The following is a 15,427-nucleotide window of genomic DNA, read 5'->3' as shown; positions in this document are numbered from 1 at the left end:
AATTCGTTTAATTAAACCTATTTGATTTACTTAAACGCGTACTGCAACCTGGTTATTTTTAAGATATTGCTTTAACTCTTGGATATCGATAATCCCTTTATGAAACACGCTTGCTGCAAGGGCTGCGTCGACATTAGCCTGGTTAAATACATCCTTAAAGTGTGCCATGGTGCCCGCTCCGCCTGACGCGATTAAGGGCACATCACAGATGCTACGTATCATCGACAGTTGCTTAATATCATAGCCTTGGCGTACACCGTCTTGGTTCATCACATTAAGCACAATTTCGCCACAGCCTTGTTTCTGTACCTCTTCAACCCAATCCTGTGTGAACCATTGAGTATCTTTGGTTGCAGCTTCGTCACCGGTAAATTGTTTAACCATATAGCTATCACTAGTCGCGTCATAATAGGAGTCGATACCGATGACAATACACTGGCGGCCAAATTCATCCTGTAAGCGTGCGATCAGACTAGGATCGGTAATCGCGGGTGAATTGATGGATATCTTATCTGCGCCAAAGGCGAGCTTTTCACGAGCCTGCTCGATGGTTCTAATGCCGCCGGCCACGCAAAAAGGGATATCGATACGCTCAGCAACCCGGCTTACCCAAGACTTATCAATCACTCTATCATGAGCACTGGCAGTGATATCATAAAATACTAGCTCATCGGCCCCTTCTTCAGCGTAGCGCTGGGCGAGGGGAACAATATCACCGACTATTTCGTGGTTTCGAAATTGTACCCCTTTAACCACTTTACCTTCTTTGACATCGAGGCAGGGAACTATGCGTTTGGCCAACATGCGATAGCCTCCTCAACGGTAAACTGATTAATTAATAATGCCTTTCCTATGATGATGCCAGTAGCACCACTTTGTTTTACCGCATTAACATCATCTAAGGTCGCAATGCCGCCCGATGCTTGCCATTGTACTTCTGGATACAGGCTAGCTATTTCGCAATAGAGTTCAGTATTGGCGCCCTTGAGTGTGCCATCACGACTAATATCTGTTACTAGCGCGTGTTTTAGACCAACGGATTTAAATTCTTCCACAAGCGACTCTAAGCTCTTACCACCGCCAGACTGCCAGCCAGATACCGCGACAATTTTTTCGCCTTGTTCATTAATATTAACGTCTAATGCTAGGCAAATAGCGTCACTGCCATATTTGATAAACCAGCTCTTTACAAGCTCAGGCTCTTTCACGGCCAATGAACCGATAACCACTCGGTTGACACCAATTTCTAGTAAATCGCTTAATTGAGCTTCGGTGCGAATACCGCCGCCGACTTGGATCGGAGTATCTAGGTTATTGACTAACTCCGAAATGAGCGCGGTCTGACGCCTTTCAGGTTCTTTCGCCCCGGTGAGATCGACGATATGCAGAAGGCTAGCACCTTGTTTCTGATAAGACTTAAGCTGATCTAAAGGGCTAAGGTTAAAAGTCGTTTGTTGCTGATAGTCCCCTTGGTAGAGGCGAACAACTTGACCGTCGATAAGATCGATTGCTGGAATAATCATGACTACGCCTCTTGCTGGCCATTCGCCAGTTGGTTATTTGTTGGACTCAATGTTGCTTTACCCATCATCAGGAAGTTTTTAAGCATTCTTGCACCGACTTCAGCACTTTTCTCAGGGTGGAACTGCAGGCCAATGAAGTTATCTTTAGCGATTGCAGCGCTAAAGGTTTCACCGTGCTGCGCTGTCGCAATCGTGTAATCACTGATTGGCGCTCGGTAGCTGTGAACAAAATACACATAACTGCCAGCTGTGATCCCATCAAAGATAGGATGTGAGCCTGGCACTAGCTGATTCCAGCCCATATGCGGCAGGGGTAATCCTTGGGTGTCGAGCAGGTTAATATCTGTCGGTATAATATCAAGGCACGGGCAATCATCACTCTGATTGCCGCGCTCTTTAGAGACACGAGTTAGCATCTGCATACCTAAACACACACCAAGTACGGGTTGAGTTAATGTTGGAATAAGTTGAACTAAGCCTTTGCTCTGTAAAGCACTCATTGCCGCAGCGGCGGTGCCGACACCGGGTAAAATTACCCGCTCAGCGTTTTTTATCATCTCGATGTCATCGGTGACATATAGGCTCTCACGTTCAATATCAGTCATTAAGCGTTCAAAGGCGTATCGTACAGAGCTTAAGTTGGCGCAACCTGTGTCAATAATGACGGTATTACCGATTATCGCATCCTCATTACTCAAGCCAGAACTAACACTCAAGTCTGAATCTCCGCTCAGGGCTGAATCTCTGCTCAGGGCTGTTTTATCTTGTTGGGTCATAACACACCTTTACTTGAGGGTAGCGCGTCACCTTCTATCGCAACGGCTTGGCGAAGAGTACGACCAAGGACTTTAAACAAGCTCTCGACCTTGTGGTGATCATTATCACCTTGAGTACTGATGTGTAGGGTACAGCGCAGGCCATCGGCAAATGAACGGAAGAAGTGCGGTACCATTTCAGTGGCCATCTGACCAACAAGCTCTCGGTCAAACTCGCCGTCGAACTTGATAAAAGGGCGACCAGATATATCTAATAGGCAGCTAGCACTGGCTTCATCCATAGGGATTGCCTGCTGAAATGTATTACCAAAGCGTGCAATGCCGCGCTTATCACCTAGGGCTTGACGCAGCGCATCACCGATTGCAAGCGCCGTGTCTTCTACACTGTGGTGATCGTCAATCTCCAAGTCGCCATCGACTTGAACCTCGAGTTTGAAATTGCCGTGGGTAGAGATCTGTTCAAGCATATGGTCAAAGAAGCCTATGCCTGTGTTGATCGCACCTTTATCGCTTGCGTCTAAATCAACCGTGACACGGATGTCAGTTTCTTTGGTGGTGCGAGTCACTGTCGCGCTGCGATTTTTGTTTAGTAATTTAGCGGCAATCGCATTCCAATTAAGTGTTTCTGGGTGGTATTGCAGCCCCAATATGCCCATAGAGTCAGCAAGGCCAAGGTCAGTTTCGCGATCGCCAATCACGGCTGACTGAGTAAAGTCTATCTTGCCAGAAGTCAGGTAATCTTTGACTAGGCCAAGCTTAGGTTTACGGCAGCTACAGTTCTCATCGTTAAAGTGAGGGCAGATCAAAACGTCATCAAATAACACACCTTGGCTATTTAAGATCTGCATCATCATATCTTGCGGCGCATCAAAATCATCTTTAGGGAACGAAGGCGTGCCAAGACCATCTTGGTTACTAACCATTACCAGTCTGTAACCCGCATTCTGCAGTTTTAATAGTGCGGGGATAACATTTGGCTCAAACACGAGCTTAGCTAAGCTATCGACTTGCTTATCTGTAACCGGTTCTTCGATAAGAGTGCCATCACGGTCGATAAATAAAATTTTCTGCTTCATAGCGGGTATACCTTTCAGATTTGAGCTTAACTAAATCAAAATCAGTCAAGCTATCGTTATTTATAATTATTAGCTTTTATGAAATCTATTACTGTTGAAACAGTTGAATGAGATAGTCTGTTTGCGCCTGATTTGTAAAGCTAAATCGAATGGCTTGGCTAAGGCGTGGATCACTGTAAGATCTGGCGATAACACCTGCCTCCGACAGCTTTTGTTGAACCCGCTCTTTATCTGCAAACTCAGCAAGTACGTAATTACCGTGCGCTGTTACGACCTTGGCACCATAGCTCTGTAATGCATCCGCTAACCTTAAGCCCTGTTGTTTCATGTCATTGACTTGTCGGCTCATAGTTTCAAGCCCTGAACTGCTCAGTGCCTTTTCAGCAACGAGACTGACAGGAAGCGGCACAGGGTAGGGCGCGATAACTCGCATGCAAATATCAATAATATTTGGGTTCGCGAGCAAGAAGCCGCAGCGTGCTCCTGCCAATGCAAATGCTTTTGACAGAGTACGCAACACCACAAGGTTGGCAGAAGTTGCGACTAAATCGGCGACGCTAAATTCTGGGCTAAATTCGATATAAGCTTCATCCACAACCACGATAGCATCTTGGCAGCTGTTGATTACCTCAATCACCTTCTCTCGGGGGATCACGCTGCCTGTTGGGTTATTGGGATTGCATATAAAGACCAACTTAGCGCCGTTTACTTGTGAAAGGTAATCACTGGGTAGCTGAAAATCTTCAGTCAGTGATAACGCTTTTACACCCACATTAAAGGTTTTGGCACTTATGGCATACATGCCATAAGTTGGTCCGAAAGTTGCGATACAGTCTTGAGCCGGTATGCAAAAAGCACGGATCAGTAACTCAATCGCCTCATCGGCGCCGCGACTGGTAATAATGCTGTCAGCTGCGACTTTGCTGTATTGGCTATAAGCTTTTATCAGCTCTGGAGGTTGGCATTCAGGGTAGCGGTTCAGGCCTTCAAGTTCACTATTATTAAATGGTGACTCGTTGGCATTGATCCAGATATCCCCCTGACCGCCAATTCGGCGAGCAGATTGATAGATCTGTAGACTGAGCAGCTCTGGTCTGGCCAAGCGTTGAGCTAAATTCAAGCCGTTAATTACTGTGCTCATTATTGCTCCTCATTGCCGCTATTCGTGCCATCAGTTACGCCGTTAAGGCTCGCGACTCGAATAGCTATCGCATTCTTGTGGGCATCGAGTTGTTCTGCCGCCGCAAGTGCCATCACGCTATCAGCAATAGTTCGTAGGCCTTGAGCATTGAGCTCTTGTACCGTAAATCTTCGGCTAAAGTCTGCCAAAGATAGACTCGAAACCGTTTTACTATAGCCGTAGGTCGGTAGGACGTGATTTGTACCACTGGCATAGTCGCCGACAGATTCAGGAGTATAAGCGCCTAAAAACACAGAGCCTGCGGCGCGAATATTACTTAATACATCTCTTGGCTGCTCAGTTTGAATAATGAGGTGTTCAGGTCCGTATTGGTTTGAAACCTCAGCTGCCATCTGCATATTAGCAACAATTAGCGTACGGCTACTCTTAAGAGCTGTAGTTGCTATCTCAGCACGAGACAATTGCTTAAGCTGATCAGTCAGAGCTGTGTTGACCGCTTCTGCGAGCTCGGTTGATTCGGTGACTAGCATGACTTGAGAGTCTGCGCCGTGTTCTGCTTGAGATAAAAGATCCGCAGCCACAAACTCTGCGTTCGCTTGGCCATCTGCAATAATTAATACTTCTGATGGGCCAGCAGGCATATCGATACTGATGGTGCAGCGATTATCTTGGCTAACAGCACGCTTGGCTTCGGTGACAAATCGATTGCCCGGTCCAAAGATTTTATCTACCTGCGGAACAGATTCGGTGCCAAATGCTAATGCGGCAATAGCTTGCGCACCACCCACTTGATAAATCTCTTCGATACCACACTCATTTGCCGCATAAATGATAGCGTCATTAATTGGCGGTGGACTCACCAAAACTCGTTTGTTACAACCAGCAATTTTGGCTGGCATTGCTAGCATTAGCACGGTGGATATAAGCGGCGCTGTGCCACCTGGAATATAGAGTCCAACACGCTCAATCGCCTCAGAGCGAAGCTCACAGCGGATCCCCGCCTGAGTTTCGATATCAACTATTGGTTGTAACTGCGCCTGATGAAATCGCTCAATGTTGGCCTTAGCCTGAGCGATAGCCTGTTTCAGGGGATCAGGTACCAGTTTGCAGCTCTGCTCAATTTGGGTAGCCGTTAGTTTAAGCGTTTCTACGTTTACCCCATCAAACTTGCGACTAAAGTCTTTTAGCGCCTGATCGCCGTTAGTCACAACGGCTTCAATGATCCTCGCCACATTTTGCTCGAGGCTGTTGTCACCAATTAATGGCGAGCGCTGCAATGCATCTAATTGCGCTGCTGGTGTGAGTGATTGCCAGTTGAGGATCTGCATGAGCTTACCCCATCATTTTTTCGATAGGCATGACCAAAATAGAGCTGGCACCTAACTGAGTTAATTGCTCCATTGTGTCCCAGAACAGATCTTCAGTACTAACAGCGTGGATAGCAACACGGTTAGTATCATCATTAAGTGGCAGTACCGTTGGGTTTTCAGCACCAGGAAGCAGGGCTACAATCTGTTCTAGCGTTTCTGTTGGAGCGTGTAGCAAGATGTATTTGCTCTCTTTTGCTCTTACAACACCATTGATGCGTGACAGAATTTTATTGATAAGTGCTTGCTTGTCATCGGGCTGAGATTGAGTCGATTGAATGATGCAAGCCATTGAGCGATAAATCACTTCGGTTTCGTAAAGGCCGTTTGCCTCAAGGGTTGCCCCTGTTGAAACAAGGTCACAAATACCGTCAGATAAGCCTGCACGAGGTGCAACTTCTACTGAGCCCTTAAGCATACAATCACGGTAATTGATACCTTTCTGCTCCATGTAACGGCGTAGCAGGTTAGGGTAAGAAGTGGCTATTCTCAGTCCTTCTAGTGAACTGGCATCTTGGTACTCAAACTCATTGGGTACAGCTAATGATAAACGGCAAGCACCAAAGTCTAATTCGCGAAGCTTCACGCACTCGGCGGGTTTACCAAGGCTTTGACGCTCGATTTGTTCCTCTTCAAGCACATTCTCGCCAATGATCCCAAGGTCGACAACGCCATCCATAACTAGGCCTGGAATATCGTCATCACGGACACGTAATAGATCGATTGGCATATTGTCAGAGTGGGCGATAAGACGTTGTTCGTTGACGTTAAATTTAACACCACAGCTTTTTAAAAGCTTCTGTGATTCTTTTGATAAACGACCTGATTTTTGGATAGCGATACGTAATCTATTTGACTCTGACATGGGGTACTTCCTATTAGTTAATTTAAAAATTCTTATAAAACAATCCGTTAAGATAAAACCAAAAAACCCTTGGAATTCCTTCCAAGGGTTTTGATATTTTTAAATCAACCGCCGGAAGGAAATAGTCCTTCGGCAGTGAGCTTCCGAAGGCTACCGCATATGGTGATGATGATGCATAGTGTTCAAAAGCTGTGTCATATTCGTGTCTCTCAATTTTGAGCCTGATGGCCAGTAAATGCGTTAAGGCATTTTGCTTAGCTACTTTTTGCTATGCTACTTGCTGTGCCTTGGTATTTAAATTAATCAGTTTTAAAAATGATTGCAACCTCTTATTTCTTCAGATGAGTAAACTTCATCTAAATGTCATTTTAGGCCTAATGTCGTCAACGCTTGGCAGACTTTTTAGTGCTTTGTTTTGAAAACGAGACAACCGTTAGTGATTTTATTGCGCTAAATAGCAGGGCGAGTAGAAAACTAAAACTAATCTTGTAAGGCTATTTAAGATAAACTGCCTCACACTCTGTAAAGCAAGCCATGCAGGCTAATTAAAGGTTGCCTACCTCTTGAGCGTTAGATTAACACAACAAGTCGCTGCTGCATTTTCAAGCCAAGGTGTATTAGCGCAATCGATTAAAGGTTTTAGTCGTCGAGATGTGCAAGCTGAAATGGCGCACGCCGTAGCGGGATCTATTCAAAATCGTAAAAACTTAGTGGTTGAGGCGGGCACCGGTGTAGGTAAAACCTTTGCTTATCTTATTCCAGCGCTATTGAGTGGCAAACAAGTCATTATTAGTACCGGCAGTAAAAATCTGCAAGAACAATTATTTTACAAAGACTTACCAGCTTTATTGGCTATGCTGAACCTAACGCCTAAAGTCGCTTTATTAAAAGGGCGTAATAATTATCTTTGTCAGCACTTGATGGAGAAAGAGTTATCGGGCGCGAGCTCCATGGAGACTCAGGTATTAGATGATCTACTCAGGATTAATCAGTGGGCCGGACAAACGACTGACGGCGATATTGGTGGCCTGACTGCCGTTACAGAAAACTCTCCCGCTTTGCCGTTAATTGTCAGTAGTAAAGAGAACTGCATTGGTCAACGTTGTGACTATTATGATGAGTGCTTTACGCGTAAGGCCCGTAATCGAGCCATGGATGCTCGGGTTATCGTGGTCAATCATCATCTGTTTCTTGCCGATCGGATTATAAAAGAAACGGGTTTTGCCGAGTTACTCCCTGACTCTGATGTGGTTATTTTTGATGAGGCGCATCTGCTGCCTGATATTGCAGTGACTTACTTTGGTCAGCAATGCTCAACAAGACAACTATCAGATCTGTTTGATAAATTAATTGATATCTACCGAAAAGAACTTAGAGATGCTAAACAGATAGAAGCACTCAGTTGTCGCTGCGCTGCCATATTAAATGACTGGCATCAGATGTTGTTTGAATTAGGAGATAGCGATTGGCGTCGCCTATTAGGTAATAAAGCTTTGTCTGTGCTGTCGTGGGCTTTGATCAAAGAGGTTAAAGTGCTACAGAGTTTATTGTTAGGTCATGTTGGCCGCAGTGAGAACCTAGATGACACAATTGAAAAACTAGACGTCATCACCAATAAGCTAGAGCTATTTTTCTTATGTGAGAACAATCAGGCCGCTTACAGTATTGATTATGGCCATCGTTATTTGGTGCTGCGTATTGCACCCATTGATGTCGCGAAAGAATGTCGAAAACTGTTTGAGTCTAATATTTCGTGGATTTTTACTTCAGCAACCCTACAAATCAACCGTGACTTGAGTTTGTTTACTAGGCAACTGGGCTTAACTCACTGCCAAGAGATGCTGCTAGAAAGTCCATTTGATTACGCTAATAATGCGCTGTTTTGCGTGCCTCGGCATTTAGCGAGTGTAAATAACCATCATGCTGCGCTAACACAATTTGTCGATGTCTGTGTTAAGGCTGTTAATGCAGCTAAAGGTCGAACCTTTATCTTATTTACCAGTCACAGAATGCTTAATTTAGTTGCGCCAGCACTGCAGAGACGGGTCTCCTATCCACTTTTAGTGCAGGGACAAGCGGGTAAGCAGAGCCTGTTGAAGAAATACCGTCAGCTTGGTAATGCAGTGTTGCTAGGTACAGGCGCCTTTTGGGAAGGGGTCGATGTGCGTGGTCGCCTGCTTAGCTGTGTGATTATCGATAAGCTTCCTTTTATTTCACCCGATGATAATTTGTTTCGTGCGCGCAGCGAAAGTATCGAACGAGAGGGCAAAGATCCCTTCAGTGAAATATCATTACCACAAGCAGTGATTACCCTGAATCAGGGGGTAGGGCGTTTGATCCGAGATGAGAAAGATAAAGGCGTACTCATTTTGTGCGATAACCGTATTGTTAATAAACCTTATGGACAGGCATTTTTAAATTCACTACCGCCCATGTCCCGTACTCGTGATTTAGACAAGGCGACAGACTTTTTAGCTAAGATTAAGTGATCAGTAAAATGGTAAAGTAGATGGCGGTCAGTAAGATGAGCGCTAGTAAACAGCGTCGACGGTAGAGTAAGCCTTTATCATTAAGTAGGCTTGGAAAAAGCAATAAATTTAATGGGTTAAACAGTGTTTTGTAACTAATGATAGCCACCCCTGGGTTTCGACCGCGGTAGAGCATTTTGGAGAAGTAAAAGAGGAAGCGCAACAATAGCACCGGAAAGCTAATGTATATGAGCAGTGTTAGCGTTAACTCAAGGGTCATTTCAAATTCAGAAAAGGTTAACATCAGGCCTTTCTGCCAGGCCTCTTCAAGACTATTAGAAAACCAGATCAGTATAAAGACGGTCATCAACATAGAAAAGATGATGAACAACAGGGAATATCGAAATAAGCGCAACCAATCTATATTGACCTGTCGCATTACCCCTCCACTAAGCCATACTGAATTCTCTAACCTAAGAGCCACTATTTAAATTTAGAATAGTTCTGTGTTTTTAGCCCTGATTTTTGATAAATAGCCCAATAGTGCATTGCAGATGTTGAATGAAGCTGTATATACCTGAGTTAATTGCAACATAAGTAATTTGGGTTTAGGGCTTAATGCTTTGAGTTTACTTGAGGTATAATTGCCAAATATAGATAGTCACTTGGTCGAAAGCTGGTAAATGAAGCGACTTGGCCCTTTAATCATCGTCTTAAGTCGTATCGGTTTATTGCACGTTACGATGGTAAATTTGATAAAAAATAGGTTTGGTAAGTAATTAATGACAAAAATTTCTAACGATACGACCCAGTTGAGTATTCTTGCGCTCGATACCTGCACTGAGTCGTGTTCTGCTGCTGTGACGCATCAAGGTGTAACCTTCAGCGAGCAAGCGGATGCCCCTCGTGAACATAGCCAGCGCTTGTTGCCAATGGTTAAGTCGGTATTAGAGCAAGCTCAGTTAAAATTGCAAGATGTCGATGTAGTTGCTTATGGTAGAGGCCCTGGTAGTTTTACCGGTATTCGTATTTGTACTAGTATTACCCAAGGTTTAGCCCTTGGCCAAGAATTGCCCGTCATTGGTATTTCAACCTTAGCGGCAATGGCGCAATCGGCTATCGAAAACGGTGCAACACAAGTGCTTGCAGCCATTGATGCACGTATGGGCGAAGTCTACTGGGGCCAATATATTGCAGTTGATGGCTTAGCCACTTTAGTGAATGAAGAAGTGGTTAGTGCGCCCGCCGATATCGTGTTAACTCTTGACTTAACTCAGCCGATTGCTGCTTGTGGTACCGGTTTTGATGCTTACCCTGAAATACTCGATCACAGCGAGACGATGTCTTTATGTGAGGCGGCTAAATTCCCTGAAGCGAAATACATGCTAGCATTGGCGCAAGATGGCTTAGAAAAAGGCCAAAGTACCTCTGTTGATGATTTAGCACCAGTTTATCTGCGTGATACCGTCACATGGCAGAAATTACCAGGAAGAGAGTAGTCTTTGCGTTTAAGGAAAGCATTTTCCGAGTAAATTAAGGACGATAGAATGCAGATCAACACCAGTCAACTTACAGCTAATAAAGTTGAAATCAACAAGTCTGTCGCTTCTAATCAGGCGAAAGCTGTCGATACCGCGAGTGTTGAGGCTGCATCGGCCATAAAAGCGCAGCAAGCATTAGTGGTTAATGATTATATCGAAGATGCTGCAGGGCTTCAGTCACGGCTTGGTGCTCATGTTGAATATGAAAACCAAACCCGTGGCCAACAGGGCGCAGTGGCACAATATCTCATTAATCAACATGCCGCTAAGCGAGAAGAGATCCAACAGATGGTAGGTATAGACACTTATGCCTGAACATCATCACAGCGAAGCTGCAGCTCCACATACCTCAGGTGCCCCCGGGCGTACCCGTTTCTTGTTCGAACTTTTTATTGCCTTCTTAGTCACTCGTCTACCTTTTATCAGCGTGCCCTTTAAGTGGCTAGAAAGTTATTTTCATGAGATCTCCCATGGCTTAGCGACAGTTATGAGTGGTGGCGTAGTCAGTCATATTCAGCTATTTCCTAATGGTGCAGGGCTCTGTTTCAGTCAGGGGGGCTGGCCGTTATTCATTGGTTTTGCTGGATACTTTGGCGCGGCATTATGGGGCTATCTCATATTTATGTTTGCGACTTGGCCTAAGGGGATCCGCCTCAGCTTTGCCTTGTTAGGTGGAGCCGTTGTTTTGACTATATTGTTATGGGCACGTGACCTATTGACTATTGTAATTTTAGCCAGTCTTGCAGGCTTATTTTTATTGCCACTCAAACTGCAACTAAATCGATATTTGGCTACTAGCCTTAGAGTTATTGCGCTGATGATCATTCTAAATGCGCTAGCCAGCCCTATGGTCCTTTTAGGACTCGAAGGGCAAGGCGATGCCAATATGCTCGCCAGTGAAAGTTGGCTACCAGCATGGTTTTGGGTTGGGATCTGGTTAGCTACCAGTGCCTCTATGCTTTATTTATGTTGGCGAAGGGTCGATGGCGCCGCAAGTAGACGCAGTCAAAAAATTAAAATGTAACGCTCTGTTTATAACGGTTGTTTTTTTGTTAACTGACCTGCTAGGTTGATGCCTGTCATCAAATAGGGGAATTACAATGAAAAAGACAATGTTAGCCGCAAGCGTTTTGCTTGCAAGCACGTGTAGCCTATCGTTAAGTACTGTAGTTAATGCACATAATCATGAGAATACAGGCCTAGAAACAGCGGTATCTAGCGATTTTAGACAAGCTAAAAATAGCGCGCGTGATCAATACCGCCATCCAGAACAAACCCTCAGCTTCTTTGATATTAAGCCTAGCGATACCGTTATCGAACTCTGGCCTGGTGGCGGCTGGTATGCTGAAATATTAGCGCCATATTTAGCTAAAGATGGCCAATATATAGCGGGTAATTTTGATACTAATCCTAAAGATGAAAAGGCTAAAACGGGTTATCGACCAAAGGTTGGTAAGAAGTTTGAAACTTGGTTAAAAGATAATAAGGCTAAAGTTGGCGCAGCTAGCACTGTGACATTCGATCCACCTAGTTATTATTCTATGGGAGACGATAATAGTGTCGATGCGGTGTTAACTTTTAGAAACTTACATAACTGGGCAATGAAAGGCTATTTAGAGCCTGTATTTGACTCTGCTTATAAAGTGCTTAAGCCCGGTGGCACATTGGGGATTGTTGAGCATAGAGGTGGGCCTGACATGGACGCCAAAACAGGGTATATGGATCAGGCATCTGTGATTAAAATGGCTGAGAAAGCCGGTTTTAGTTTTGTCGCCAGCTCAGAGGTCAATGCCAACCCTAAGGATACTAAAGACTATCCAAAAGGCGTTTGGACACTACCACCACGGTTAGCGCTTGAAGGGCAAGACAAAGAAAAGTATCTCGCTATTGGCGAAAGCGATAGAATGACGCTGAAATTTGTTAAAAAGTAAGACTATAGATGAACTTAGTACGCGAGTTTGGAGATGAAGTTAGTATCCAGTTACCCCATATTAAATTAGCCGGACGGCTATGGGGGAGTGCGGATAAACCACTGATATTAGCGCTGCATGGCTGGTTAGATAACGCCAATAGCTTTCAGCCCTTGAGTGAATATTTAACCGATTTTCAAATTCTCGCTATTGATTGGCCTGGGCACGGTGGTTCAGAGCATCGCCCAGGCGCTTATCCTTTGCATTGGATTGATTATTTGTACGATCTCGATGCATTACTCGAAAGATTACCCAAGCATCAAGCGCCAGTGGCAATATTAGGCCACTCACTCGGTGGAATTATTGCGTCGGCTTATGCGGCAGCATTTGCTGATAGGGTTGAGCATTTGATCTTAATTGAGGCGCTGTCTCCGCTTTATGAAGATGAAACTAAGAGCAAAAAAAGGTTAGCCAATAGCTTTAGTGGCCACCGCCGATTTCTCGCCTCATTAGATAAGCCCGCTAGTATTTACCGAGATATGGCCGTCGCAGTGCACGCACGGCACAAATTAACCGCACTAGAGCTGCAATGGTGCGAATTATTGACCCAGCGCAATATGCAAATCTGCGATTCTGGGGTATGCTGGCGCAGTGATCCGCGCTTAAAATTAGACTCCCCTTTAAGACTGACATTTTCTCAAGTCGATGCCTTAATGCAAGCCCATAAAGTCAACACACTATTAATTTCAGGTAGCCGAGGTTTTCCTCAGTTACGTGAGGCGATCCCTATGGCGAATCGCTGGTTTGAACGCTTGCAGAGTGTAGCGATTGAGGGAGATCATCACCTTCATATGGGGAGCGCTGAGCAGGTGTCAAAAGCCATTAGGGCTTTCTTAAATGGCTAAGAAAAAAAGAGGCTAGGATTTTTGTCTCATTTATGTGATGATAATCAAAATTTAAACGCCCGTATGATTTATCGGCGTTTCCAATAAATATAAAGAATAGACAGTATGTTAGCCTGCTCATTGGCAAGCTGCTAACGACCATTGTGGTGTTATTTATACCGCAGCTGGAGATATTAGGAGATTTTTGTGGACCAACTTTGGATTAATAATTTACCAGATGATGTGCCTTCTGAAATTGATGTAGAACAGTATGCATCGCTTGTCGATTTGTTCGAAACATCGGTTAATAAATATGCGGATCAACCTGCGTTCGTGAATATGGGCGCAACCTTAACTTACCGCAAACTTGAAGAGCGTAGCCGAGCTTTTGCGGCTTATCTGCAAAATGATTTGAAGTTGAATAAAGGTGATCGTGTCGCCATTATGATGCCGAATCTACTTCAATATCCAATTGCTCTATTTGGTATTTTACGAGCGGGTATGGTGGTTGTTAACGTCAATCCATTGTATACCCCGCGTGAACTTAAGCATCAATTGACCGATTCAGGCGCGAAAGCGATTGTTGTCGTTTCTAATTTTGCTCACACCTTAGAGAAAGTGGTTGCCGAAACTCCGGTCGAAAGTGTTATTTTGACTGGACTTGGCGATTTACTTAGTGCTCCAAAACGCACCCTAGTTAACTTTGTCGTTAAGTACATCAAGAAAATGGTACCTAAGTATCATTTGCCACAGGCTATCTCAATGCGTAAGGCGCTATTTAAAGGTCGCCGTTTGCAGTATGTTAAGCCGACCGTTAAAAAAGATGACTTGGCCTTCTTACAATACACTGGTGGAACAACGGGTGTATCGAAAGGCGCTATGCTTAGCCACGGCAATGTTGTCAGTAACCTTTTACAAGCAGATGCAGCCTACGGCCCTATGCTAGATGACGGTAAAGAGTTCGTAGTAACGGCATTACCCCTGTATCATATTTTTGCATTAACAGTTAACTGCTTGCTATTTATCCATAAAGGCGCAAATAACTTACTTATCACTAATCCGCGTGATCTGCCTGCCTTCATCGGAGAGTTATCTAAGCATCCGTTTACCGTGTTAACGGGCGTGAATACCCTGTTCAATGCCTTGGTGAACAATGAAGACTTCGCTAAGCTTAATTTCACAGAGCTTAAGCTATCCATTGGTGGCGGCATGGCGGTACAACGCGCAGTTGCCGACAAATGGCAGGGGTTAACTAAAACCCGTCTGCTTGAAGGTTATGGCTTAACAGAAGCTGCGCCACTGGTTACCTGTTGTCCATATAACCTTGATGGCTACAATGGCTCTATTGGTTTCCCTGTTGCCAATACTGATATTCAAGTTCGTGACGATGACGGTAAAGTGTTAGCGCAAGGTGAGATTGGTGAGCTTTTTGCTAAAGGTCCACAGGTGATGGTGGGATATTGGCAGCGTCCAGAAGAAACCAGTAATGTCATCGACCTACAAGGTTACTTGGCTACTGGTGATATCGGTTATATGGATGAAAAAGGCTACTTCTTCATTGTTGACCGTAAGAAGGACATGATCTTAGTTTCTGGATTTAATGTATTCCCGAATGAAGTTGAAGAAGTGGTAGCACTGCACTCTAAGGTGCTAGAAGTTGCTGCAGTGGGCGTGCCACATGAGGTTTCAGGGGAATTGGTTAAGGTGTTTGTGGTCGCAAACGATAAATCTTTAACCAAAGAGGATGTAATCAAGCATTGTCGCGTGCATTTGACGGGCTATAAGATCCCTAAGCTGGTAGAATTTAGAGATGAACTGCCTAAAACCAACGTAGGTAAGATCCTGCGTAGGGAATTGAGAGATGAGGTTAAGTAAG

At 44.6% G+C, this 15,427-nt stretch carries 15 protein-coding genes; 7 read left to right on the top strand and 8 right to left on the bottom strand.

What is annotated here, in order from left to right; all coding sequences use genetic code 11:
* Positions 1-30: 30 nt before the first annotated feature.
* The 7 genes from hisF to hisG form a co-directional block, all read right to left on the bottom strand.
* Positions 31-804 carry an imidazole glycerol phosphate synthase subunit HisF gene (hisF, locus tag K5Q73_RS13690; RefSeq protein WP_220761379.1) on the bottom strand — a complete coding sequence of 258 codons (774 nt, stop codon included), beginning with the start codon at positions 802-804 and terminating at the stop codon, positions 31-33.
* Positions 786-1,523 carry a 1-(5-phosphoribosyl)-5-[(5-phosphoribosylamino)methylideneamino]imidazole-4-carboxamide isomerase gene (gene hisA, locus K5Q73_RS13685; RefSeq protein ID WP_220761371.1) on the bottom strand — a complete coding sequence of 246 codons (738 nt, stop codon included), beginning with the start codon at positions 1,521-1,523 and terminating at the stop codon, positions 786-788. The genes hisF and hisA overlap by 19 nt, the downstream gene beginning before the upstream one ends.
* A 2-nt stretch (positions 1,524-1,525) precedes the next feature.
* On the bottom strand, positions 1,526-2,299 hold the full coding sequence (gene hisH / locus K5Q73_RS13680) for an imidazole glycerol phosphate synthase subunit HisH (RefSeq protein WP_220761350.1): 774 nt from the start codon (positions 2,297-2,299) through the stop codon (positions 1,526-1,528).
* Positions 2,296-3,375, bottom strand: a complete 1,080-nt coding sequence (gene hisB / locus K5Q73_RS13675) for a bifunctional histidinol-phosphatase/imidazoleglycerol-phosphate dehydratase HisB (RefSeq protein WP_220761348.1) — start codon at positions 3,373-3,375, stop codon at positions 2,296-2,298. The genes hisH and hisB overlap by 4 nt, the downstream gene beginning before the upstream one ends.
* Before the next feature lie 88 nt (positions 3,376-3,463).
* The gene (gene hisC, locus K5Q73_RS13670) at positions 3,464-4,516 is read right to left on the bottom strand and encodes a histidinol-phosphate transaminase (RefSeq protein ID WP_220761346.1); all 1,053 of its coding nucleotides are present in this window, start codon (positions 4,514-4,516) and stop codon (positions 3,464-3,466) included.
* Entirely contained in the window at positions 4,516-5,844 is a 1,329-nt protein-coding gene (hisD, locus tag K5Q73_RS13665; protein ID WP_220761344.1) for a histidinol dehydrogenase, read from the bottom strand. Before hisD ends, hisC begins: the two co-directional genes overlap by 1 nt.
* Positions 5,845-5,848: 4 nt before the next feature.
* Entirely contained in the window at positions 5,849-6,748 is a 900-nt protein-coding gene (gene hisG / locus K5Q73_RS13660; RefSeq protein WP_220761342.1) for an ATP phosphoribosyltransferase, read from the bottom strand.
* Positions 6,749-7,311: 563 nt separating this feature from the next.
* On the opposite strand from hisG, the gene K5Q73_RS13655 reads away from it, so the two are divergent.
* Positions 7,312-9,237, top strand: coding sequence for an ATP-dependent DNA helicase (locus K5Q73_RS13655; RefSeq protein WP_220761340.1), 1,926 nt, complete (start codon positions 7,312-7,314; stop codon positions 9,235-9,237).
* Here K5Q73_RS13655 and K5Q73_RS13650 read toward each other — a convergent pair.
* A complete protein-coding gene (locus K5Q73_RS13650; protein ID WP_220761338.1) occupies positions 9,230-9,655 on the bottom strand; it encodes a hypothetical protein in 426 nt (141 codons plus the stop codon). The genes K5Q73_RS13655 and K5Q73_RS13650 overlap by 8 nt on opposite strands.
* Before the next feature lie 343 nt (positions 9,656-9,998).
* Here K5Q73_RS13650 and tsaB point away from each other — a divergent pair, with 343 nt between their 5' ends.
* The 6 genes from tsaB (at position 9,999) to fadD (ending at position 15,426) form a co-directional block, all read left to right on the top strand.
* Entirely contained in the window at positions 9,999-10,715 is a 717-nt protein-coding gene (tsaB, locus tag K5Q73_RS13645; protein WP_220761336.1) for a tRNA (adenosine(37)-N6)-threonylcarbamoyltransferase complex dimerization subunit type 1 TsaB, read from the top strand.
* Between the two features lie 48 nt (positions 10,716-10,763).
* On the top strand, positions 10,764-11,072 hold the full coding sequence (locus tag K5Q73_RS13640) for a hypothetical protein (protein ID WP_220761334.1): 309 nt from the start codon (positions 10,764-10,766) through the stop codon (positions 11,070-11,072).
* Positions 11,065-11,781: a M50 family metallopeptidase gene (locus K5Q73_RS13635; protein ID WP_220761332.1), complete on the top strand. Its 717-nt coding sequence runs from the start codon at positions 11,065-11,067 to the stop codon at positions 11,779-11,781. The genes K5Q73_RS13640 and K5Q73_RS13635 overlap by 8 nt, the downstream gene beginning before the upstream one ends.
* A 76-nt stretch (positions 11,782-11,857) precedes the next feature.
* Positions 11,858-12,688: a class I SAM-dependent methyltransferase gene (locus tag K5Q73_RS13630; protein ID WP_220761330.1), complete on the top strand. Its 831-nt coding sequence runs from the start codon at positions 11,858-11,860 to the stop codon at positions 12,686-12,688.
* 8 nt (positions 12,689-12,696) lie between these two features.
* Positions 12,697-13,572 (top strand): alpha/beta hydrolase, encoded by an 876-nt coding sequence (locus K5Q73_RS13625; protein WP_220761328.1) that lies wholly within the window; start codon positions 12,697-12,699, stop codon positions 13,570-13,572.
* Between the two features lie 186 nt (positions 13,573-13,758).
* Positions 13,759-15,426, top strand: coding sequence for a long-chain-fatty-acid--CoA ligase FadD (gene fadD / locus K5Q73_RS13620; protein ID WP_220761327.1), 1,668 nt, complete (start codon positions 13,759-13,761; stop codon positions 15,424-15,426).
* Position 15,427 lies beyond the last annotated feature (1 nt).

Source organism: Shewanella sp. MBTL60-112-B2, from assembly GCF_019655055.1.
Lineage (GTDB): Bacteria > Pseudomonadota > Gammaproteobacteria > Enterobacterales > Shewanellaceae > Shewanella.
This window is presented reverse-complemented; position numbering and strand designations above follow the sequence as displayed.